Here is a 23,937-nt window from a genome sequence, read left to right on the forward strand (position 1 = left end):
AATTAAAGAAAAATCATAAATATATCTTAATTTAAAATGGATTTATGATTTTTTAATCTTAAAACTGAAAAACCCAAATAAAACACACTCCTTTCGGAATGTGTTTTATCGTTTTTTATCCAAACTTGGGATTATATCACCTTCTTGATATTATTAAGATTCAACTCTTGAAGTGTCAAATTTTCCAATAATATTATGGACTCTGGATACAGTCATCCATGCTGCAGGGTCTGCCAACAGGATTTCATTTTTAATAATATTTTGCTCTAAATAAAGTGCAAAAGTCTCAATTCTAACAGTTTCAGTATTTGTATAACCGGCAGTAAGCTTATCTATATTATAACCATGTCAATAATTAATAATTTTAAGACGGTCAATAATCCTGTCTGGGTTTTTTGTATATATTTCAATTCTAATCTTACGATATTTAGGAAAAATGAGATCAATAAATGAAATGTAAATAAAAACATATGCAAAAAAACTTAAAATTCTTAAAATTAATGCTGCAATATTAAATGGTCTATCTGATGATACTCCTAATAACTCAACAATGCTAATTGTCACAATTGAGAATGCTCCAAAAATCAAGGCAACAATTGTTGAAATATGACCCACTGATTTTTGTTTAACTCTAGAAATATAATAAATTATAAAATCTCCGCCAGCAGTAGAAGCTGAATTTTTTCATGAAATACCACTTGCCGATCCAGCCATACAAGCACCAATAACAGCATAAACAATAATTGGCCATGTTGGATTGGCGTAGCCATTTTCAATAATATTTTTAAAATGATTTAATTGGTTAAATTGAGACTGGGTAATTTGATGTATATATCCTAACTCTTTGATTACGCCTGCCTCTAAAGAATTATTAATGCTTAATAAATATAGACCATCTTGAGATGTTGGATTTGTATTAATTCATTGGAACAAATGACGATATGAATTTTGATAAGTTCCATATGATTCCCAAGGAATTAATGATTTAAATTCATTTGTAAAACGGGAATCAACTGGAGAAATTCAATTAATATAATAAATCGAAATTTTATTAAAGAAATGTCCAATTGGCCCAATTAATAATATCGATTGAAACGCAACTTGCCATAATAATCAGTATGTCGTTAAAATCATAAATAATCGTGAATTTTTCTTTCAAAAAGCAATTATTAAGGGTAAATTCATAAAGAAATAAATAAAAGCAAAATATGGTGCAGTTGATGAAACTGTAAATGTAATTGCTTGAACTATAGCTGAAACCCCAGTTGCAACCGTTGCCGCCTTAGCTAAAAATGTTGCGATAGCTATATTGTATAAGATGGCTGAACAAAAAACAAAGAACATTTTCTTAGGAAACTTTTTTCATACATTAAAGAAATTAACTCCATAAGGATTTATTTCATAAGGTAATTTTGAAGGATTCTTTTTACTTTTTCGCTTTTTTTCCTCGTTAGATAATGCTATATATTCTTCTGATTTAAGTTGTTTTTGTTTAGCTAAATCTATATTCTTTTGTTCTGGACTTTGGTTATTAATTTTGCACGTCTTTTTCATATGTCCTCAATATAATAGAAAATAATAACACTTTTTTAAAAAATAAAATGATTATGTATTAATATACATAAAAAATAAAACAGCTAACTAAAGCTGTTAAAAATTATTTTGATGATAGAGCTTTTTTGGCTGTTTCCACTATCGAAGTAAATGATTCAGGATAGTTAATTGCTAATTCTGAAAGCATTTTTCTATTGATATTTATATTTGCTTTATTTAATCCTTCGATTAGTCTTGAATATGTAATACCATTTGTTCTTGCTGCTGCGTTAATACGAGCAATTCATAATTTTCTAAATTCACGTTTAACTTGTTTTCTATCTCTAAATGCATATGTTCATGATTTAACAACAGCTTGCTTAGCAACTTTATAACCAATAGATTTGTGTCCTCAGTATCCCTTAGCAAGTTTTAATCATTTAACACGTCTTCTTCTTGTTACTACTCCGCCTCTTGTACGCATAATATTTTCCTTTCCAAATAATTTATTAAAAAATTAAATTAATTCTTTATATCTCTTAAAATCTGATGCTGATAAGGTTGATGATTTACGAGATTGACGTTTTTGCTTAGTTGTTTTGTTTTGAGCTAAGTGTGAACGATATGCATTTCCACGTTTAACTTTACCTGTTGCAGTTATTTTAATTCTCTTCTTTAAACCGCTCTTGGTTTTCATTTTTGGCATGTTATTCTCCTTGTGGTTGTGAAGGTTCGTTATTTTTTTTGTTAAAGGCTTCAACTTTCTTTTTATCTTTTTCGATATACATATCTAAAAAACGTTCATTTACTAAAGTTGGCTCTTTTGATACTTTTGCAATGTCCTCGACAAGCGCATAAAACTTATCTAAAATTTCGTGCCCCAAATCAGTTCTGCTACGCTCACGACCCCTAAACTTAACCGACACTTTTACACGATTTCCCTCCAAAATAAATTCACGCACTTTGCGTGCCTTTGTTTCAAGGTCATGTTGTCCGATTAAAGGGGTTAATCTTATTTCGCGGTTAATAGTTACTGACTGTTTTTCCTTAATTGCTTTTTGTTTTTTCTTCTTATCATATTTAAACTTACCATAGTCCATAATTCTAGTAATAGGTTTGTTATTTTCAATTGAGATAAGAACCAAATCCATCTTATATTCAGAAGCCTTTTCTAAAGCATCTTCTTTAGTTAAAACTCCTATTTTTTCATTATCAGGGCCTAAAACAAAAACTTTTTTATAAGGTATGTCATTATTTACAACGTGTTCTGATTTCGGTTTTTTACTTTGACTATTTGCAAAGTTTGAGTTATCTTGATATATAACTTCCTCCTTAAATAAATAAAAAGTGGGTTTAGACCACTTCTCATTAACTACAAAAATATTAAATAATCTTTATCTGTAGCGACCCAGCAAAAAAATCACTTAGGTGAGAAATGAATCTACTTATTGCTATTAAAAGCACAATAATTTTAACATAAAATCATTTTAAGATTAACAACATTTTCAAAATATCTTACAAAATAAATTATTTCCATGTTTTTATTAATCAAATAAGCAAAAACGGATGGTAATTCTCTTTGTAAGATTTAATAAAAGTTTCTAATTTCACAAAAAATGTTAATTTCAAATTAAAAATCAAAACAAAAAATACAATCTAGTTTTTTCTTTAAGGTAATTGCTAAATTTTATCATTTTTTAACATTTAAAACAGCAACTATAAAGCGCTATCTATTTAATTAATTATTTGAACCTAAAACTTTTCTATGTTTTTTAGTATAAATTTTGTGCTTTTAGCCAAAAGTAATAAAATTGTTTTTAGATAGTATAAAACTAGATAAAAAGATACAACATTGAAAGGAAAATATGAAAAAACAAGGAAAATATAAACTTCTAGCAAGTTTACCATTATCTATAGTTGGCATAGCACCTATTGCTATACTATCAGTAAGCTGTCAATCGGGGGAACAAGATAAACTAACCCAAGAACTTATAAAAAAAGAACAGCAACTTTCAAAGGAACAAGTTGAAAAAGATAAAGCTACCAATCAACTAAATTGAGCTAAAGAACAACTTCCAAAAAAAGATTTAGAAATAAAAAAATTAAAGGGTGAATTAGAAAAAGTAACTCCGCAAAATGATGATAAAAAAGTTTTCGAGACTAAAAAATATAACTTTAAAAACTATAATGCTGAATACACAGTAAAAGAAACAAATGAAGCTGAAGCATTTTTTATTAAAGATGACAAGTCTAAGACACCTTATATTGACTTAGATCAGTTTATATCGATTTTAGATGGTTTATTTGACCAAAATCAATTAAGTTCATATGTTGAAAAAGATAAAAATACAAAAACATATTTTACAAAAAATCCAGATGGAACAATATCAAATAAATTAATTATTGACTGAGCCAAAAACACCATTCAATTAACAAGCACTAATTTCTTTTATGAAATTTTTAAACCACAACAATTAACCGATGGTGAGCAATTCCTAAAAACCGAATATGAATTATCGCGCATCAAAGGTGATGAAGGCAAACTTATCAACTTTGACCTGGGCAAATACAATATGGATATCTTATATAGTAATGATAAAGTATTACTTCCATTTTCAATATTCAATACCTTATTCATGAGTACAACATCAAACAATATTTACTTTAATGGTAAATCATTTACAAATGTAAGTGATGGACTTGATGCATTTGAAACTGCAAGCAATGAACTAAGACAAAGAATAAGAAAGAATGATGATCTAAATGGTAATAAGGCTACAAAGGAAGAAAGAGAAGCAAACTTCAACCATTTATCATTTACAATGGACTACTTTTATGGCTTAAGAGAATATAAACAAATTAAATCTTTTGCAGACTATATTTCAAAAGAAGACAAAGAAAAATTATTATCAACTGACCCAGAAATATATAACAAAGCATATATAAATATCTTCCATAAACAATTAAATGATTTACACACAAGCCTAAATACTTTTTCGTATCGTGAAAAAGAATGAAATGCCGATATTTTTGACTCATTAACAAAAAATGACTTTGGACAAAAATTGTTAAATGAGCAAAAAGTAGCAACCGAGTTAAGTGGGCTATTTGAGAAAAGATTTGGTAAGAAGGTTAGCGAAGTTGAAACTAAGGATTTAATTAGATTCCACGGCAATACAGCCATTGTAACCCTTCTTGAATTCAAAGATGGAACAAAAGATGAAATATCGAAAGATGACGCATGAAAATATGATACATACTTCCTAATGAGACATCTAATTGAAGAAGTTAAAAAGAATTCAAAAATTAAAAATATTGTATTAGATCTATCTTTAAATGGTGGCGGTAGCGTTTCTGCTATGGTCAGAACTTTAGGCTTTATGACCGATAAACCTATTTTAAACCGCGAACAAGATATTCTAAATAGAACAAATAGTTTAAGCAAATCAGAAGTTGACACCGATGGTGATGGTAAATACGAAAATGATGCTTATGATAAATACAATTGAAACTTGTTAGTTGGTGTAACTACATTTAGTGCCGCAAACCAACTAGCAAGTATTGTTAAGGAAATGGGTATTGCTAAAATTATTGGTCAAAAATCTGGTGGTGGTATGTCAGCTATTATGTCAAACGTAATGCCAGATGGTACAACTATTACTATGAGTGGACCAAACAATGCTGTTTTTGGAATAGAAAACAAAGAAATAGAAAGTGGTGTTCCAACCGACATTGCAATCGAATACAAAGACTTCTATAATGATGAGGCAATTGACAAGGCTTTAACAAGCGCTAACTCAAAACAAAATTAATAATAATTAATAACATCGGCCAAAAAATTCCGGTGTTTTCTTAAAATGAAGAAATTATTGTAAAGAAGGAAAAAATATGAAAAAATCAGGAAAAGCTAAACTTTTAGCAAGCTTACTTCCATTATCAGCTATTGGTCTAGCACCAATTGCTATACTAACTGCAAGCTGTCAATCTGGACAAATCGATAAATTAAATAAAGAAATTCAAGAAAAAGAACAAAAAATTCAAGAATTACAAAAAGAAAAAAATAATACTAACGATGAATTAAATAAAATCAAAGATCAACTAAATGAGAAAAACGAAATAATAAATGATATTGAAAGAGAAAACAATATCAAGCCTCAAAACGATGACAAGGTTAACATTAGTGCCACCTCTCACAATTTCAAAAACTTTAATCCTGAATATACAGCAGTTAAGGAATCAAATGTTGATGTTTATGAAATTAAGGATGATAAATCAAAGACAGCTTATGTTGATATCGATCAATTTTTAAGTGCTCTAACTGGCTTGATTGGCCCAGAACAATTTAGTTCATATGTTGATAAACAAAAGAATAGAAAAACTTATTACACAAGCAATCCTGATGGAACTATTTCAAACAAGTTGGTAATTGATTGAAATAAAAATACAATTTTTGTAACCACAACGGACTTCTTTTATGAAATATTAAGACCACAAGAATTAACAGATGGTGGAGAATTCACTAAATATGAATATGAAAGAATTCCAGAAAGTGATAAAGGCGTTACTTTCGATCTAGGTAAATATCATATGGATATCCTTTACAAAGATGGTAAAGTTTTAGTGCCATTTTCAGTATTTAACACTCTATTTATGAGCTGAACATTCAACAATATCTACTATAACGGAAAAACATTCACTAATGTTTTTGCTGGACTTGACTCATTTGGCAAAACTGGAGAAGACGCAAGAAAAAGAATTAGACAAGAGAACGATCTCCATGGCAACAAACCAACCAAGGAAGAAAGAGAAGCAAACTTTAACCATTTATCATTTACAATGGACTACTTTTATGGCTTAAGAGAATATAAACAAATTAAATCTTTTGCAGACTATATCAAAAAAGAAGATAAAGAAAAACTTCTATCGACTGATCCTAAAAAATGAAATGAAGCATACATCAGTATTTTCCATAAGCAATTAAATGAATTGCATACAAGAATGAACTCATTCTCATACTATGAAACAACTAATTATCTAGACCCTCTACAACTTAAACCAGAAGACTATGGTCAATATAGAATTGATTTCAATAAACAAAGAGCAGAATTGGTTAAAGGCTTTGAAGCATATTTCGAAAAGAAAATTGCAGACTTCAAACCTGAAGACTATGTAAAATTTGTTGGTAATACTGCTTTTGTTACCCTATTGCATTTTGAAGATGGAACTAAAGAACAAAACAAATCGCCAGAAGCTTGAAAACATGATACATATTACTTAATGCGCCATTTAATGAAACAAGTTAAAGAAAAGAAAGATATAAAAAACATTGTTCTAAACATTGCTATTAATGGTGGTGGTAGCGTTGGATCAATGGTTAAAACACTAGGTTTTATGACTGACAAACCAATTCTAAATCGTGAATTCGATATTTTAAATAGAGTAGGTAGTTTAAGTAAGGGCTTAGTTGATACTGATGGTAACGATAAATACGAAGGGGATGCATATACACAATACAATTGAAACATCCTAGTTGGTATAAATACATTTAGTGCTGCTAACCAATTGACAAGTATTGTTAAAGAAATGGGTATTGCTAAAATTATTGGTCAAAAAACTGGTGGCGGTATGTCAGCCATTATGCCTCTAGCTCTAAGCGATGGAACAACTATTACAATAAGTGGCCCAAATAACGCTACATTTGGTAAAGATAACAAAGAAATTGAAAGTGGTGTTCAACCAGACATCAAATTAGATTATAAAGATTTCTATAACTACGATAAAATCGATAAAATGTTAAGCGCTCAAAATCAAAAACAAGACGAAAATAAACAATAATCATCCTTTCATTGTTAAAAGACATCAGCAATTGATGCTGATGATAATGTAGTAAATTTTGTGTAAATTTATTTCCCGCTTACTTTTTGAGTAAGAGATTTGGGAATGGTAATCACACAAATCTAAATTTATTAGACAAAAATAACCAAATAACATAACTAAATCGGAGAGTTTAATCTCCTAAATGTTATTTGGTTATTTTAAATTATTATTACTCTTCTTCGAAAATTATTTGCAATTGGATTGGTCATAAACAGGAACTGTAGATAATTTTGTGTAAATTAATCTCTGGCTTGCCTTTTTTTAGTAAGTGATTTAAAAATAGTAATTAACTCAATAACAATTTAATTGTTTCCTTTGAAAAATTTTTAACCAAATAAGAACCAACAACCGCTAAGTCAACGCCACTCTCAAAACATTTTTTAATATTAAAGTCCTTAATACCACCATCAATTTCAATTATTATTTTCAAATTTTTTTGATCAATATATTTTCTAAGTTGTCTTACCTTTGCATAAGTAGATTCAATAAAACTCTGCCCACCCTTGCCAGGATAGACACTCATGGCTAATATTAAATCTAAATCCTTGAGAAATGGCATAACTCTGCTTACATCTGTATCAGGATTAAAGGCTAAACCGAGTTTTATGCCTTCCTTTTTTGCTAATTTAATAAGTTTTTTGAGCTCTATTTCATTTTCAAAAGCTTCATAATGAAATGTTAAAATAGCTCCAAATTCCTTAAATTTATGATAATAAGAAAAAACATCTTTAACCATTAAGTGAATATCCATATTATGCTTTGGACACTGATCAAATATTTTTTTAATTTCTTCATATGTTAAGGCCGTATTGGGTACAAATTGGGCATCCATAACATCGTAATGAACATTACTAACACCTCATTTAATCAATGAATTAACATAGGAAATTAGTTGATCACTTTTTACATCTAATATCGAAGGGCTTATTTGTCTATTATCCATTTTTTTCCACCTTAATATATTGGTTCTAACATACGCTTCATAAAGCTTTTATAATTTTCATATCTTTCTTCTTTAATAATTCCACACTGAACGCGTCTTTTAACTTCACAATCCTCAATTCTTTCATGATAGTGTCTACAACTTCTAAATTTGCAAAAAGGGGATGCTTCTCTAAAAGAATTAAAAGCAACAGGCATTTCATCAATTGTTAAATCAAACTCAATAGATGAAAACCCAGGAGTATCAATAATCTCGCCGCCATTAAAGTTAATTAAACTTACTTCTCTTGTTGTATGTTTACCACGGTTTAGCGCCTTTGAAATGGCTTGTGTTTCAAAATTTGTGCTAGCTAAATAATTTATCAGCGTCGTTTTTCCGACACCGGTTTGGCCCACAAAAAAACTAGTCTTATGTTTAAAAATTTCTCGCAAGCCTTCAAAACTAGCTTCGTTTTCATAATTTATTTCAAATACCTTATAACCTTGTTCCTTGTAAAAATCTATCCTTGAAGCAGATGTTAGATCTTTCTTGGTTAAAACAATTATTGGTTCTACATTCTTGCTTTCAATAATAATAAGGAACTTATCAACTAATTGAGAACTAAATTCTGGTTCAACTAATGACATAACGACAATCGCTTGGTCAACATTAGCAATTTTAGGCCTAATAAAGAAATTTCTTCGTCCTAAAATATGATGAATCAATCCTTCTTTTTCAAATTCAACATTATCGCCGACGATAGGTTTCATATCAAGCAATCTAAGTTTTCCCGAACCTCTCACTCTATAAATTTGTTTATCTCCAAACGACTTAACATCATAAAAGCCTGCTAACGACTTAATAATTTTCCCTTTTTCCATATTAACACCTTCACTTCTACTTTTTATAATATTCAACTAAATATACAATTAAATAAATTAATAATCCAAAAATTATTGAGGAACCCAGTGTTATCAAAACAATGTTTAGTACCTTGTGTGATTTCTTTTTTTTCTTTTGCTCATGATTTTCAAGATCAAGCCGCTTTTCCATGCTTGCTTGCGGTGTTAAACAATGATCTAGATCACTAATTATGTCTAAGCAATTTAAATAGCGATTTTGAGGATTTTTAGCTGTACATTTTATTATAATATTTTCAACAGCTTGCGGAATAGTTTTCCCAACACCTTCTAAAGGTGGTATTGTACCGTTTATTTGAAGCAGTAAAATAGATTGGGCATCAATCCCTTGATAAACAGGATGTCCTGAAAGCATTTCATACAAAATCATACCAAAAGCATAGATATCACTTTGAATTGAGGCTGGTTGACTTTTCAAGGGAATCTCAGGAGCTAAATATTGAACTGAGCCAACTGTTTTATTATCAGCTGTAACTCGCAAACTATCCTCGCTAATTGATATCCCAAAATCAATTAATTTAACTCTATTGGTATCATTTTCAATAATTATATTGCTTGGTTTTAAGTCTCGGTGGATAACATTAGATGAATGGATATCATACAATCCCCTGCATATCTCTCTCGCAATTCTTATTGCTTCATCAACAGGTATTTTTTTGTGTTTTGCAATTAATGCCTTGAGATTGGTTCCTTTGATTAATTCCATTGCATAATAAGATTCGTCTGCGCTTACATAGTAGCCAACCATTTTGATTACATTCGGCGATTTAATTGTTTTCAAAACGTTGCACTCGTTCTGAAAGCGGATTTGATTAACTTGTTTTTTTGTTATATCTGGAACAGTGAGTATTTTAACTGCCATTCTCTTTTGTGTCTTCTTATAACAAGCAGAATAAACCTCACCATACCCCCCTTTTCCTATTAAGACAAAGTCCTCAAAGTGTTTATTTACATTTTCGTATCTATCCAATCTCTTCAACATAATTAAAGCTCCAATATCAATGCTGTTAAATTATCTCTTGATTGATTTTTCTTCGCAATATCAATTAATTTTTGAGCTTTTTTATCAAGGTTAAGTTTTTTATCTAAAAGGATTTGCTCAATTGTTGGTTTATCAACAAAATCATGTATTCCGTCCGATGTCAATAAAATATATTTAATTTCTTCACTGCTTTTCAATAAAAAACTATCACATTTCATATTCTTATTAGGTCCCAAACAACTAACTAACTTATTGGCATCAGGCAATAATTTAACAATATCCATATCTATTTTTTTGATTTCTGCAAGTTCATGTAAAACGTTTTGATCAATAGTTATTTGATGTAATAAGCCATTATATGCATATGTACGAGAATCGCCAATATTAAATACATAAGTTTGTTTGTTTAAATTAAAAACTAAGGCAGCCGTTAAAGTTGTACCCATATCTCGATAATTTACAATATTTTTACTATTAACTATATCTTTAAGTGATTTTTTAATATAGCTTAGTGTGGTATTAAATCATTTATTTATATTTTTTCTATCATTAAATTGAATATTATCGTTAAAACTTTCTTGAAAATAGCTAACTAGTAATTCCACTGTTTTTTGTGAGCACAAGGCACCACCAAAATGACCCCCCATCCCATCGCATAATATAGCTAATGTTCAATTATTTAAAAAACTGATTGATGCACAATCCTGGTTCTCGTTACGATATTTTCCTTTATCAGTTTTAATAACATATTTCATTTTTCTACTTTTTTAAGCCTTTCTACCAGGTTCTGCTTTTTGTTTTACATCAATAATGTGAGAAAAATTTTGCTTGATAATTTCCTTAACTTTATTAGCGGTTTCTTCAATTGAATTATTAATAACAACATGTTGAAAAATCGAAGAAAGAATTATTTCTTCTCTTGCTTTATCTAATCTTTTTAAAATAAGGTCATATGTTTCAGTATTTCTATTTTCAATTCTTCTTTCCAATTCTGTTAATGATGGAGGCATTAAGAATATTGAACATATTTCACCTTCTCTACCTTCTTTACGATACTTGTTAATAATTTGCAAGGCACCATTAGTTTCGATTTCTAAAAATGGGATTTTTCCTGAGGCACAAATATTTGCCACTTCTGAATTTAGTGTTCCATAATAATTATCAAAATGCTTTGAATATTCTAAAACCTTATCTTCCTTAATAAATGTTTCAAATGTATCAATTGGAACAAAATAATAATGAATACCATCAACTTCACCTTCTCTTGGCTCGCGGGTAGTAATTGAAACCGATAATTTTAATTTTAAGTCCTTATTATCAAACAAATATTTTTCAATTGTGCCCTTCCCAACACCAGAAGGTCCGGTAAAAATAATTAATTTTTTCTCCATGCTTTCTCCTTCATCTTTTTTATTTTAGAATATTTAAAGTAATATTAGAATATTAATTATATTAATAATTAATTATATAAAAAATATTTACTTTATGTTTTCAATAAAGTAAATAAAAATTTTTCCATACTTCTTTTGTTTTACTACCTCATAATGATTATTTTTATATGTGAAATTATTCCAATCAGTTTCAATAATAATCTTTCCATTAGAATTTATCATATTATTTAAAGTTAATATATCAATGCATTTAACAAGCAATTCTTTTTCCCTAAAGGGTGGGTCTAAATAAACAAAGTCATATTTTTTATCCTTATTTTTGGACAAAAAAGATAATGCGTCAGTATTAATAATTAACAAATTGCTTTCTTTAAGACTATTTTTATTCTCAATAATTATTTTATATGCTTCGTAGTCTTTTTCGACACATGTGGCATTTTTTGCTCCACGAGATAAGGCTTCAAGACAAAATGAACCAGATCCAGAAAACAAATCTAGAAACTCACGACCTTCAATATTAAATTGAATTGAAGAAAAAATGCCCTCTTTTGCTCTATCAGTTGTTGGCCTTGTTGTTTTAGAGGAAGGTTGTTTTAATAATCTTGAACGGTATTTTCCGGCTATAATTCTTAACATACTAATAATTATAATAACTTTAAAATAAGAGTAAAATATTTAATATTGATTTATTAAATGCCTTAAAAAAATATAATATTCAAAAACTGGAGGCTTATGTTAGAAGAAAAAAAGAAAAAACCTAGTGGAAAAAAATTTCTACTAGGTTTATCAATTTTTGCTATATCAGCAGGTTTTATTGCCACGGCTGGTTATTTTGGTTATAAAGCAGTTTTTGAGAAATTAGATGGTAGCGCTATTGATGAAGGGATTGTTCCGTTGCGAAATTCAGAAAATGATTTAAGCAAAACATCATTAAACGAAGATAATATTCCTTTTGAAATAAGAACAAGCGATGATGCCCTTATTTTTAATAGAAAAACAAGCAATTCATCAAGAGAACTTAATCCAAATTTTAAAGTGGGAAATTTAAGTTTTGTCGAAAAACCAATTGCTAGAAAACCAAACGGAGAACCTGTCTATTATCTAGGAAAAGAAGGAATGCTTTTACTAAATAAAATGTTTAAACAAAGGGCACTTTATGGTCCAGAAATAAACGCAATTAAAAGAATCAATATAAATGTGCCAAATGATGAATTGCAAGAAGATCGAACTAACGGGGCTTATTTTCCTGCAAATCGCGAAATGTACATCTTTGTAAATAAAATAGTTGAAAACAATCTAAAACTTTTGAATCAACCAGTAGAAAAAAGAATTGAAATTATTTTTGGTACTCTAATGCATGAATACACTCATCATATTGATAATATGTATAATAAATCAATAAAAAGGGGTGATGAACTTGCAAACAGTGATCTTATTGAATATGAGGGTGATCACAACTATTATCATATAGAAACAAATAATGCTAAATTTTTGAATGAATTTCGTAAAAATTTAAACTATGATAACACAAGAGATAATAAACTTTTATTAAGAAATAGTCAAGATTTTCTGCATGACCAAGACCAATTACCAGTTTACAAGTTTTATAGTGCCAATGAACTTTTTAGAATAGCAAACGTTAAAATAACACCTCTTGAGGCTAAAAAATATGAACCTCTTGATTCTAGAAGGTTTTATTTCAATAATAATAAATATCAAAATGTTTCTTTTATTGAACCAACTAATTTGCAATCAATAAGATATCTTTTCTCATTTACTGAGCTTGTACCAAGAGAAATAATTAAGCTTTCACTAGGGCCAAATGCTTGGTTTTATAACTCTAATCGAAGCCAATTTGAAAACTATTTTTATTTTCGAAAAAACAATCGAACTGGTGAATTAATTTTTAATGCTGCTGGTGATGATATCCTAAAAAACATCGCTATCTTGAGAAAAGGTAATTTTTCAAATTCAAATGAATTAGCTACATTTGCATCCAATTGAGTTTTTAAAGACCAACTAGAAAACTTCCGTTCAAGTATTTATAATATTAGAACAAATGAATATGAGCGTCCATTTGCAAATGTTGGTAACTCGCACCATAAAGGTTTGTTCAAAGCTTATGTTGACCTAATGGGCTGAGGAGAACTTATAAGTTTTGCAAATTATAATATTCAAAATAACGATTCAAAGAATATTAATCTAGGTGGATATTTTGAATTACCACAAAAAATTATTGAACAAAAGAAAGAAAATCGTATCAAATCTAAACTAATTTTTGTAGACCTAAATGATAACAATAATACTCTGGAAATTGATTATAAATTGCAAAATTATAATCTTACAACAAAAAAGGTCTGAAATTCTATATACTATTTTGATATCAAAGATAACAAACAAAAAGATTACTATGATGAATCATGAGTATATCCAAAGTTATTTAAAGACAAATATCAATATGTTTCATATTTTGCTAAAAATATAGATAGGAATATTCTTAATAAGAAATTTAAAAATAAGAAGTTTGATGTTAAATTATGAGTTGACCTTGATAACAACGGCACATATGACCTGAATAAAAAGGATAATAAGGAAATTATTTCATTATTAAATGATAATGTATGAAATAATAGCGGCAAAAAATTCTATGCTAGATTTAAAAATAATAAGCGCCGCACCACAACATATCGAAATAACAGATCAAATTTTATAAACAATTTACAATATGAACTTTTTAGCATCAACCAAAACAATGAAACAAAAAAATATTACTATACAATTAAAAACTATTAAGCTAACTTTTGTTAGCTTTTATTTTTATTTAAGATATCAAGTATAATTTTTTTTATGAAAAAAATTAGATTAGTTTTAGCTGGAACCGCCGAATTTTCAAAAACAATATTTAAGTCATTAATAAAAGATGAACGTTTTGAAGTCTCTTGTCTAATTAGCCAGCCAAACAAAAAATTTGATAGAAACAAAAATGTATTACAAACCCCAATTGCGCAACTTGCTAATGAATTCAATATTAAACTCTACCAACCAGAAAAAATCAAAGATATCTATGAAGAACTAAAAGCAATTGACTTTGACTTTTTTATCACAGCATCATTCGGGCAATTTATTCCAAACAGCATTTTAAAATTACCAAATAAACTACCCTTAAATGTTCATGGCAGTTTATTAGAGAAATACCGTGGAGCTTCGCCGATACAATATACGCTTTTAAACAATGATAATAAAGCCGGAATCTCTTTGATTGAAATGATTGATAAAATGGATGCAGGTGATATCTTAAAAACATTAGAAATTGAAATATCAGAACAAGACAGCGCTATTGAACTATTTGATAGACTAGGCTTAGAAACTTCAAAAGTAATTGGTAATTGGTTGCAACAAATTTACAATAATGATTTCACAAGAAAAATTCAAGATGAAAATCTAGTAACATTTGCTCCTAAAATTCAAAATGAGGAAGCTGAAATTTTTGAAACATTAACCTGTCAAGAAGCACTAAATAAAATAAGGGCATTCAATGATCAGCCAGGCGCTTTCATAATTATTAATAATAAAAGGTTAAAAATTTATCGCGCGACAAAAAACAAAATCCAAACACCAATAAAAATAAGGTTTTCAGATGGTTATTTATATCTAATTGAATACCAATATGAAGGCAAGAAAAAAGTTAAACATGAATTTTAATTTTGAAAATTTTCTTGCTAAGCAAAAAGAACAAGAATATTGAAAAAAGATTGAAATTATATTAAAAAATGAAGATCTAGTACCATCAAAAAATAATGTTTTTAACGCTTTTACAAATTTTGATTTTAGTAATATAAAACTCATTATTTTAGGACAGGACCCTTATCCTACAAATGATAATGCCGACGGGCTTTGTTTTTCTTCAAAAAATAAAATAACGCCTGCGTCCTTGAAAAATATTTTTAAGGAAATCAAAAATTCCTATCCCCAAATTAAATTTAATAGCAATGATCTTACAAATTGAAAAAATCAAGGCGTCTTATTATTAAATACAATATTAACAACACTCAAAAACAAAACACAAGCTCACAAAAATCAAGGTTGAGAAATATTTAACTTAAATCTTATAAGAGAAATTCTTTCATATTATGATGGGATTTTATTTCTAGCCATGGGAATCGATGCTCAAAACTTTATTAAAACTCTAAATATTAAGGAAGAATATATATTTAAAACGGCGCACCCTTCACCTCTATCTTGTTGGCGGGGTTTCTTTAATAGTAATATATTTAAAAGAATAAATGAAAAACTTATATCGCTAGGAAAGAATGAAATTGATTGAAGTACAAAATAATATATTTAAACTAAAAATGATTATAATTTAAGAATACTATTATGTAAATAGTATTTTTTTATTAATAAGGAGACTTTATGATATCGAATTGCGAAATAAAACGTAATGAAAATATGTTATTAAAAGTTGCTTATGAGGGACAAGAATTTTGTTCTTGCGTAGCAAAAACTCATTTGTTTATTAGCGAAAACTTTGATAAAAATATTGCTTATATTTATGTTTCAAAAGACATTAAGGATTACTACGGTTTTATAAAAGTGGTTGATCATATTATCAATGTAAAACGTAGAAGTTATCAGATTGATGTTTTATCATTTGCAAATCTTCCTTTTTTGACTGTTAAGGAAGTTTTAAGAGCGTTTATAACAAGAATGGAATTTCACGGAGCAAAATTATATTCTGCTAAACAAAAATGTGAAAATAAGAATGAAGAAGAAAAAAGCGAAATTAAACTAACACTTTTTCTTGAAGAAAATAGTTATGCTGAATATATCGAAAAATTAACGATAATTTCCAAAAATGTTTCAAAAACACGTAATCTGCAAATCACACCACCTAACATAGCAACAAGTGAGTGAATCGCTGATGAAGTTAAAAAGGATTTCGAAGGAGTTGAAGGATTATCGATTAAAGTATTAAATAAGGCTGAAATTGAAGAACTAGGAATGGGTCTAATGTTAGCTGTTAATGCTGGTTCTTCATATGAGCCAAGAGTTGTTATTGCCGAATACAACGGAAATCCAAATAGCAAAGAAAAATTTGTCTATGTTGGTAAAGGCATAACCTTTGATACAGGTGGATATAACACCAAAGGTTACCATATGGATGGGATGAAATTTGATATGTCAGGTTCTGCCATCGTAGCCTACGCACTAAAATCAATTGCACAGCTAAAAATAAAGGCAAATGTAGCTGCAATCATGATGCTAACCGATAATGCTATCGATACCCATGGAACTCTACCTGAATCTGTTATTAAATCAATGAGTGGAAAGACTGTCGAAATTACTGATACAGATGCTGAAGGACGCTTAGTTTTAGCTGACGGAATTTACTATGGTGCCACAAAGCTAAACGCTTCTTTGATTGTTGATGTAGCAACTCTAACTGGCGCAATGTTAAGGGCACTAGGAAAAACATACTCAGGTATTTATTCTTCATGTGACAAAAGATGAGAAGAATTTGAGGAAGCAGCAGAGATAGCTCATGAAAAAGTTTGAAGACTTCCAATGCATGAAGAATTTCATAAAACCAATAAGTCATCACTAATTGCTGATTTAAATAATTACAATAATTCATCAAAGGCTGATTCCAATTCTGCTGCGATGTTTTTGAATGAATTTGCAAACAAAGTTGATTTTATTCACTGTGATGTTGCCGGAACTGCTGATGCAAAAAATATGGGCTTGGGGATCCTAGTTTCAACATTAGTTGAACTAGCTGAAAAGCAAAAATAGAAAGGTAATTTAAAACTATGGAACTAATTAAAAAAATTGATGAAAAACGTAATGATTTTCTATTGTTAAAAGCAGTCTTTAAGGGTGATAAATTACCAAAAAATCTTGTCGAAAAGGATTTTACAATTACAGAATTTCTTAGCGAAAATGTTGCTTATGTTTACATGGGAGAAAGAGAAAAAATCAATTATAATAATATTTTTGATTTTGCTAAATCATTAGCTACAAATGCTGCAAGAAATTATCAAATCGATGTCGCTACATTTCCTGTTGATAACAAAATATGTATCTATGACACTGTTGATGCATTTACAAAAGGAATAAATTTTTCAGCAGCCAAACTTTATAATAAAAAAACCATCTATAAAAAAGAAAATCATAACAATCTTTCACTATATTTACAAAATCCTACAAGCGATTTAATAGCCCACTTTAACAAGGCGGTGATTCTATCTGAAGCACTAAATTGAGCAAGAAATTTAGGCGTTACGCCTCCTAATGAACTAAACTCTGAACAACTAGCAATAATTGCACAAGAGGAACTAAGCCAATATCAAAATCTAAAGATAACAGTTTTAAACAAAAAACAAATTGAAAATCTAAACATGGGTCTGCTACTATCAGTTAATAGAGGTTCAATTTACGAGCCACGTGTTGTTATTATAGAATATAATGGTAACGAATTATCAAAAGAAAAAACTGTTTTGGTTGGTAAAGGTATTACATTCGACTCGGGTGGTTACAATATTAAAACCGGTCGCCATATGAATGGAATGAAATATGATATGGGTGGGTCTGCTGTTGTAGCTGCCGTTATGAAAATAATTGCTCAAACTAAACCAAAAACTAATGTAGCGGCTATCATGTGCATTACCGATAATAGAGTTAATGGTGACGCCTCACTTCCTGATTCAGTTTGAACTTCAATGAGTGGAAAGACTGTTGAGGTAAATAATACTGATGCCGAAGGTCGTTTAGTTATGGCTGATGGTTTATACTATGGTGCAACAAAACTAAAAGCTACAAGATTAATTGATGTTGCGACCTTAACTGGAGCAATGATTATGGCTTTAGGTGACACATACACCGGGGTATGATCAACAACTAAAAAGGGTTGAGAAGATACAAAAAATGCCGCAAAAATTCAACATGAATTAGTGTGAAGAATGCCACTTGATGATGAATATGCTGAATATATTAAAGGTTCAATTGTTGCGGATCTAAAAAATACAGATTTTACCGGAAATGCTGGTTCTTCTTCAGCTGCGATGTTTTTAAAAGAATTTACCAATGATATAGAATATATACACTTTGATATAGCCGGGACATGTGATATTAATGAAAAACCAATGTTTGCAATGGTTAAAACAATATCAGAACTAGTATCAAAATAACATAAATAAGGATATTATAAAAAAATTTTGTGTAAATTAATCTCTGGCTTACTTTTTAGTAAGTGATTTGGGAATAGCAATTACGCAAAATTATCTACGATACCAAAATAATAAAAAAATTCAGATCCTTTTAATCTGAATTTTTTATGACTTATTTTTAGATTGATTATTAAAATAATCTTCCCAATAGTTAACGCCTAACCCAAAACTATATATATCTAGTGCTTGCGTTATATTTTCTTTTCTTGCTCCAATATATACTTTCCCATCGGCAGCGTTAAAATCAACTCTATATCTTTTAATACCAAGACGTTTTCTAACGCCTTCCTGTTCAAATGCAAATCTCGGATCGTCTGAATCAGTTACATAAAGAGCCTTTATTATCCCATCTTTATCAAAATCAGCTCCCCAAACATTTATAATGTGATTAATTGAAACGCTACCATATGTATGAGATATACCAATAGCCTTATTAGCTTCAATTTCTCGTCTAAGTCTATCTGAGAGTGGTTTTGCGTAGGCGCCATAACCAAAATGTCAACGGTCCGTTAATAAGTGTTTACCAAAAACGTCCTTAAAGAACCCAAGAAATCCAGATTTACCTTTTTCATAATTAATTTCTTGGTTGCGTTGTTGCCTATTAGAATAACCATAACCATTTATATAAGTATCAAAAATTTTATCTGGCCAAACAGTGCGCCCGACATAAAGTTTCTTAAAAATTTCAAATAATTGACTATGTTCTGTTTTTGTTTTTATATTATCATTATTAGCCTCAAGAAACTTATTAATTTCGCGAAAATCTATTTCATTATTTTTTCCTATTATTCCTTTTTGCGGATCATTTAAATACTTATTAATATAGTCCTTGTTTTGTATGCTTCAATAGTGAATAGCATTTGCTGCAACTACTGCAGCACAAAGTAAATTATCACCACGGTCAAAATCTTTATTGATATCAAATCATCCTTCTTCATTATCATTATGAGCATATCATCAGCTATCGATATCGTCGCTTGCGTTAATATAATGGAAAAATTCACTAAAATTAGGATTTACACCCTTTAAAAATAAAGTTTCAACTACACCTTCACTTTTTAGAAAATCACCTAACGGAGTATTCAATAGTTGTTGTGTTTTATCGTTTGGTGAAGGAATTTTTGGTAAATTTGGGACTTCTGACTTTGGGGCAGGAATTAATTCTAACTGCGGAATTTTCTTTGGTTCATCTGCTTTATTATTAATTGATGGTCCGAGCGGTATTTGTGGAATTATATTATTTTCTTTATTCTTTTTTATAGAGGGACCTAATTTAATTTGCGGAATAACATTAGTATTGTTACCTTTATTTTTAATAGTTGGATCCGGGATAATTTGCGGATTTTTTTCTTCTTTTTTCTTTTTATGCGGAAGAGTTAAAGGTTTTGAATCATTGATTCTTTCCTCAACATTATTTTCATTAGGATTATGCATATGTGTATTATTATGTGGTTGTTCAGAATCTGGTTTAGGGGATGGCTCCATAACATTTCTATTTTGACATGATAAAACAACAGACGACATAGATAAAGTCGGAATAATGCCTAAAGTTAATAAAAACAACTTCCTTTTGCTCAATATTGAATACCTCATTTAAAATTAGTTTAACAAAGCAAAAAACATAATAAACTAGCTGATGTTTGTTGCCCTATTCAATATAATTTATACCATAGTTTTTTTTTTTTTTTTTGCATCTTTTGAAAAAAATTTACTCAAAAAGCATTTTGAAGCATAGAAAAAAATTCGGGTTTTTATTAATAACCCAAATTTTTATTGCTTATTTTTAGATAAATTCTTAAAGTATTGCTCTCAATATGTGGTTCCTAAACTAAAAGTGTAAATATCTAATGCCTCAGCTATATTTTCTTTTTTAGCACCGATAAAAACTTTCCCCTTTTGAGTATCAAAATTCACCTTGTATCTCTTAATACCAAGACGTTTTTTAATTCCGTCTTGTTCAAAGAAGGCTTCCTGATCATCTGAGTCAGTTACATAAAGGGCCTTAACTATCCCGTCTTTATCAAAATCAGCTCCCCAAACATTAACAATATGATTAACAACAACTGAACCATAGGTATGAGAGATAGCAAGTGCCTTATTTGATATTATTTCATTTCTTAATCTTTCACTTAGATTCTTTGCACTATGTGCATTTCTAAATGACCATCTATTTGATAAAATATTACTTTCAAACACATCTTTAAAAAATCCTTTTCAGTTAGCTTTAAGACTCCAATTATTTGGATTATTTAACTGTTGCGATTTCGGTCCGATGCGAAAGTACGGATATCCATTTATTAATTCATCAAATAATTTAAATGGTGTAACAAAGCCCTTCCCAGTTCTTTTATCAACATTACCACCATAATCTTTTTTAATTCATTCAAAAAGTACGCTATTTTCTCTTGTAGTTCGAATTCCATCATTTCCCATATGATTAACAAAGGTATTCAAGTTGCGAAAATCAATTGTAATATCCTGCAATGAGTTTTTAAATGAAATTACTCCCTTTCTAGGATCTAGTAAATATTTATCTAAATATTGCCTATTTTGTTTAATTCAATAATGTAAAGCATTAACCACTACAATAGCACCACATAAAAAGTTATCGCCACGAGTAAATTCCTTATTTATATCAAATCATCCTTCTTCATTATCATTATGAGCATACCATCAGCTATCAACACCATCTTTTTGATTAACATAGTGAATAAATTTTGCAAAGTTAGGACTTACATCCTTTAAAAACAGAGTTTCCACAACCTCCTCGTTGTGTAAAAATTTACCCAATTCTGTTCCTTTGATTTGCTGTGTCCTATCATTACCCAATGTTTTTCGCGGTTTATAAGGCGGGGTTGGCTTTAGATCAGGTGGGACAGGAGTAGGTTTTGGTGCTGGTTCTGGTTCAGGTTGAGGTTTTGGTTTTATGTCATCTATTTTTTGACATGACAAAACAATTGCTGGTATAGAAATTACTGATATAATCTCAAAAGTAAATAATGTTGATTTTTTATGCTTCAATTTGGAAAAACCTCCTTGAAAATGATGATTTTCTTATGAACTATATTTTTACCATTAGTACTATTTACTGAATTAAAGATAATTGTTCTTCTTGTTGAAAAATATTGGCAAGTAAATCTTTTATTTGTTCTCTTAAAGTAGTAAGTTTAGTTTTTCTATTATTTAATTCTAAACTTAGCTCCATATCTTCGCTATTTTGACTGTTTTTTGTCATTATTTGTTCTAATTGGTCATCAATATTCATTATAACAGAATTAGCAAGCGATAAATCCTTAAAAAGCGCTATTCTTTTATCTATTTGTTTCTTATATTCTTCAAATGTCTTAATTAAATTATCAATATCAAAGGAATTATTTTGTTCCTCTTTCTTTAATTCCATAAGTTGCATGATTTGTGTATTTATATTTTCTTTTTCATCTTCAAGTTCCATTATTTCCTGACGAGATTCAGAAAAATTTGGATCATAAGTTAAAAGTTTAATAACTTCTAATTTTCTTTTTTCATCATTCTTTTTTATTTCCTCAAATTCTTTTATCAACTCTTGAAAAACAGATTCATTTTCCTTATCGAATTCTTTTTCTTCATTAAGATTTTTAATTTGTTCATTCGCTTCACTAATTTCGTTATTTAATTCATCTAATTCCTGATTAATAACATTTTTTAGTTCTTGGCTCTTTTGATCAATTATTTTTTCATTTTCATTAATTTCCTTTTCTAATTTTTCTGCTTCAGGATTAGGCTTAATCATGTCTTTCACATCATCCTTATTTGCATTATTGGATTCATTATTGCCTTCATTATCATTGCCTTGTAAATTATCTTGATTAGACCCAGAATCATCTGATTCTTCGCTATCACTGGCATCGGGATTATTAGGATCAAAATCCTTATCGCTAGGATCATCACCATCATTTTCATCCGTTTTAGATTCATCTTCATGTATATCTGGTTTTTTTATTTCAGGGCTTGTTTCGGGACTATTTTCACTTGAATTATTACCCCCGATATTCGGCATTGTTTCCTCAGGAGTTTCAGGTTTTGGGCTATCGGTATTTTTTTCTAAACCTTTCGCATCGCTAATTTGCTTGTCTTTTTTATCAGTCATTTTTTCTAGCTTATTAGTCATGCCTTTACTGCACGACATTACAACTATTGTTGTGAAAAATGGAACAGACAAACTAGCTAGTGACAACAAGATTCTACTAGATCTTTTCATATTTTCCCCTTTTTAATTAATGTGCTTTTCAATATAATATATACCATAGTTTTTTTTTTTTTTTTGCAAAGTGTATCTACTTTATTAAAATTGTTATTTATTTAAAAATATTAAAATTTAATTTTCTATTCATTTATTTCTAAAATGTAAAACTCTATTTTTATTAGATCTTAGTAATATTAAAAAAATATAAATAATAAAATAAGATGATTATCAAATCATCTTATTAAATTCAGTAACCATTATAAGTATTTTTCAAGTTGTAATTGTTCTTGAGAAATTTTATCAATTAATTCTTTAATTTCCTTTCTTAATTTATACAAAAGGTCCTTCTTTTTATTCAATTTTTCTAGTTTTTCTTTAGCTAAAGGATCAGATTTTTTCATCAATTCTGCTATTTGGTTATCAATATCCTCAATTATCAAATTAGACACCGATAGTTTCTTATACAAATCTATTCTCTTATTTATTTCGCTCTTATTTTCTTCGAAAATTTTAATTAATTCTTCCGCATTTTTTTTATCAATTATTTCTTCTTGCAAATCCATTTTAATTTGTTCAATTTGAGCAATCACATCAGTTCTTTCTTGCTCTAATTCTGCTATTTGGTTAGGAAACTCAGATTTATCTGCCTTGTAGTTTAATAATTCTTCAACTTTTTGCTTTCTTTGTTGACTCTCTGTTTTTAAATCTTCATATTCTTTTTTTAGTTCTTCGTATTCCTGAGCATTATCAGGATCGTCAACCTTACTTTGAGTTAGATTCTCAATTTGTTCTTCTGCATCTTCAATAGCTGCTTTTAAATCATCCAATTCTGATTTAGAAATAGTTTCAAGTTCAACGGTTTTT

At 29.0% G+C, this 23,937-nt stretch carries 21 protein-coding genes; 7 read left to right on the forward strand and 14 right to left on the reverse strand.

The features are described 5' to 3' along the window. Positions 1–153: 153 nt before the first annotated feature. The 4 genes from ACWXVJ_RS02365 to infC all read right to left on the reverse strand — a co-directional run bounded on the left by ACWXVJ_RS02365 (position 154) and on the right by infC (position 2,924). Positions 154–1,554 carry a hypothetical protein gene (locus ACWXVJ_RS02365; protein WP_438340572.1) on the reverse strand — a complete coding sequence of 467 codons (1,401 nt, stop codon included), beginning with the start codon at positions 1,552–1,554 and terminating at the stop codon, positions 154–156. A gap of 103 nt (positions 1,555–1,657) precedes the next feature. Continuing rightward, positions 1,658–2,017, reverse strand: coding sequence for a 50S ribosomal protein L20 (gene rplT, locus ACWXVJ_RS02370; protein ID WP_438340571.1), 360 nt, complete (start codon positions 2,015–2,017; stop codon positions 1,658–1,660). A 33-nt stretch (positions 2,018–2,050) separates the two neighbouring features. Beyond that, a complete protein-coding gene (rpmI, locus tag ACWXVJ_RS02375; RefSeq protein WP_438340570.1) occupies positions 2,051–2,230 on the reverse strand; it encodes a 50S ribosomal protein L35 in 180 nt (59 codons plus the stop codon). Between the two features lie 10 nt (positions 2,231–2,240). After that, positions 2,241–2,924 (reverse strand): translation initiation factor IF-3, encoded by a 684-nt coding sequence (gene infC / locus ACWXVJ_RS02380; protein WP_455966439.1) that lies wholly within the window; start codon positions 2,922–2,924, stop codon positions 2,241–2,243. Positions 2,925–3,398: 474 nt separating this feature from the next. On the opposite strand from infC, the gene ACWXVJ_RS02385 reads away from it, so the two are divergent. Further along, a complete protein-coding gene (locus ACWXVJ_RS02385) occupies positions 3,399–5,345 on the forward strand; it encodes a S41 family peptidase (protein WP_455966425.1) in 1,947 nt (648 codons plus the stop codon). Between the two features lie 76 nt (positions 5,346–5,421). Then, positions 5,422–7,368: a S41 family peptidase gene (locus ACWXVJ_RS02390; protein WP_455966426.1), complete on the forward strand. Its 1,947-nt coding sequence runs from the start codon at positions 5,422–5,424 to the stop codon at positions 7,366–7,368. Between the two features lie 328 nt (positions 7,369–7,696). Here the strand turns inward: ACWXVJ_RS02390 and ACWXVJ_RS02395 are convergent, their stop codons facing one another. The 6 genes from ACWXVJ_RS02395 to rsmD form a co-directional block, all read right to left on the reverse strand. After that, positions 7,697–8,353: a ribulose-phosphate 3-epimerase gene (locus tag ACWXVJ_RS02395; protein ID WP_455966427.1), complete on the reverse strand. Its 657-nt coding sequence runs from the start codon at positions 8,351–8,353 to the stop codon at positions 7,697–7,699. Between the two features lie 11 nt (positions 8,354–8,364). Then, on the reverse strand, positions 8,365–9,213 hold the full coding sequence (rsgA, locus tag ACWXVJ_RS02400; protein ID WP_455966428.1) for a ribosome small subunit-dependent GTPase A: 849 nt from the start codon (positions 9,211–9,213) through the stop codon (positions 8,365–8,367). 16 nt (positions 9,214–9,229) lie between these two features. Next, a complete protein-coding gene (locus tag ACWXVJ_RS02405) occupies positions 9,230–10,234 on the reverse strand; it encodes a serine/threonine-protein kinase (RefSeq protein ID WP_455966429.1) in 1,005 nt (334 codons plus the stop codon). 2 nt (positions 10,235–10,236) lie between these two features. Continuing rightward, positions 10,237–10,989, reverse strand: coding sequence for a PP2C family protein-serine/threonine phosphatase (locus ACWXVJ_RS02410; RefSeq protein WP_455966430.1), 753 nt, complete (start codon positions 10,987–10,989; stop codon positions 10,237–10,239). Between the two features lie 12 nt (positions 10,990–11,001). Further along, positions 11,002–11,625 carry a guanylate kinase gene (gene gmk / locus ACWXVJ_RS02415; protein WP_438340563.1) on the reverse strand — a complete coding sequence of 208 codons (624 nt, stop codon included), beginning with the start codon at positions 11,623–11,625 and terminating at the stop codon, positions 11,002–11,004. An 87-nt stretch (positions 11,626–11,712) separates the two neighbouring features. Further along, positions 11,713–12,261: a 16S rRNA (guanine(966)-N(2))-methyltransferase RsmD gene (gene rsmD / locus ACWXVJ_RS02420; RefSeq protein WP_438340562.1), complete on the reverse strand. Its 549-nt coding sequence runs from the start codon at positions 12,259–12,261 to the stop codon at positions 11,713–11,715. Positions 12,262–12,357: 96 nt separating this feature from the next. On the opposite strand from rsmD, the gene ACWXVJ_RS02425 reads away from it, so the two are divergent. The 5 genes from ACWXVJ_RS02425 to ACWXVJ_RS02445 all read left to right on the forward strand — a co-directional run bounded on the left by ACWXVJ_RS02425 (position 12,358) and on the right by ACWXVJ_RS02445 (position 18,812). Next, on the forward strand, positions 12,358–14,418 hold the full coding sequence (locus tag ACWXVJ_RS02425) for an MYPU_1760 family metalloprotease (protein WP_455966431.1): 2,061 nt from the start codon (positions 12,358–12,360) through the stop codon (positions 14,416–14,418). A 54-nt stretch (positions 14,419–14,472) separates the two neighbouring features. Then, positions 14,473–15,327 (forward strand): methionyl-tRNA formyltransferase, encoded by an 855-nt coding sequence (locus tag ACWXVJ_RS02430; RefSeq protein ID WP_455966432.1) that lies wholly within the window; start codon positions 14,473–14,475, stop codon positions 15,325–15,327. Beyond that, positions 15,293–15,961, forward strand: coding sequence for a uracil-DNA glycosylase (locus ACWXVJ_RS02435; protein WP_444704958.1), 669 nt, complete (start codon positions 15,293–15,295; stop codon positions 15,959–15,961). Before ACWXVJ_RS02430 ends, ACWXVJ_RS02435 begins: the two co-directional genes overlap by 35 nt. Before the next feature lie 77 nt (positions 15,962–16,038). Beyond that, entirely contained in the window at positions 16,039–17,418 is a 1,380-nt protein-coding gene (locus tag ACWXVJ_RS02440) for a M17 family metallopeptidase (protein WP_455966433.1), read from the forward strand. 17 nt (positions 17,419–17,435) lie between these two features. Beyond that, positions 17,436–18,812 (forward strand): M17 family metallopeptidase, encoded by a 1,377-nt coding sequence (locus ACWXVJ_RS02445; RefSeq protein ID WP_444704956.1) that lies wholly within the window; start codon positions 17,436–17,438, stop codon positions 18,810–18,812. 144 nt (positions 18,813–18,956) lie between these two features. On the opposite strand, the gene ACWXVJ_RS02450 is transcribed toward ACWXVJ_RS02445, so the two are convergent. The 4 genes from ACWXVJ_RS02450 to ACWXVJ_RS02465 form a co-directional block, all read right to left on the reverse strand. Then, positions 18,957–20,429, reverse strand: a complete 1,473-nt coding sequence (locus ACWXVJ_RS02450) for an IdeS/Mac family cysteine endopeptidase (RefSeq protein ID WP_455966434.1) — start codon at positions 20,427–20,429, stop codon at positions 18,957–18,959. 192 nt (positions 20,430–20,621) lie between these two features. Further along, positions 20,622–21,872, reverse strand: a complete 1,251-nt coding sequence (locus ACWXVJ_RS02455) for an IdeS/Mac family cysteine endopeptidase (RefSeq protein ID WP_455966435.1) — start codon at positions 21,870–21,872, stop codon at positions 20,622–20,624. 64 nt (positions 21,873–21,936) lie between these two features. Continuing rightward, positions 21,937–23,088, reverse strand: coding sequence for a hypothetical protein (locus ACWXVJ_RS02460; RefSeq protein ID WP_455966436.1), 1,152 nt, complete (start codon positions 23,086–23,088; stop codon positions 21,937–21,939). Positions 23,089–23,330: 242 nt separating this feature from the next. Next, positions 23,331–23,937: hypothetical protein (locus ACWXVJ_RS02465; protein WP_455966437.1), on the reverse strand; the 607-nt coding region annotated here is incomplete at its 5' end.

This window comes from Mycoplasma sp. 773, assembly GCF_053851515.1.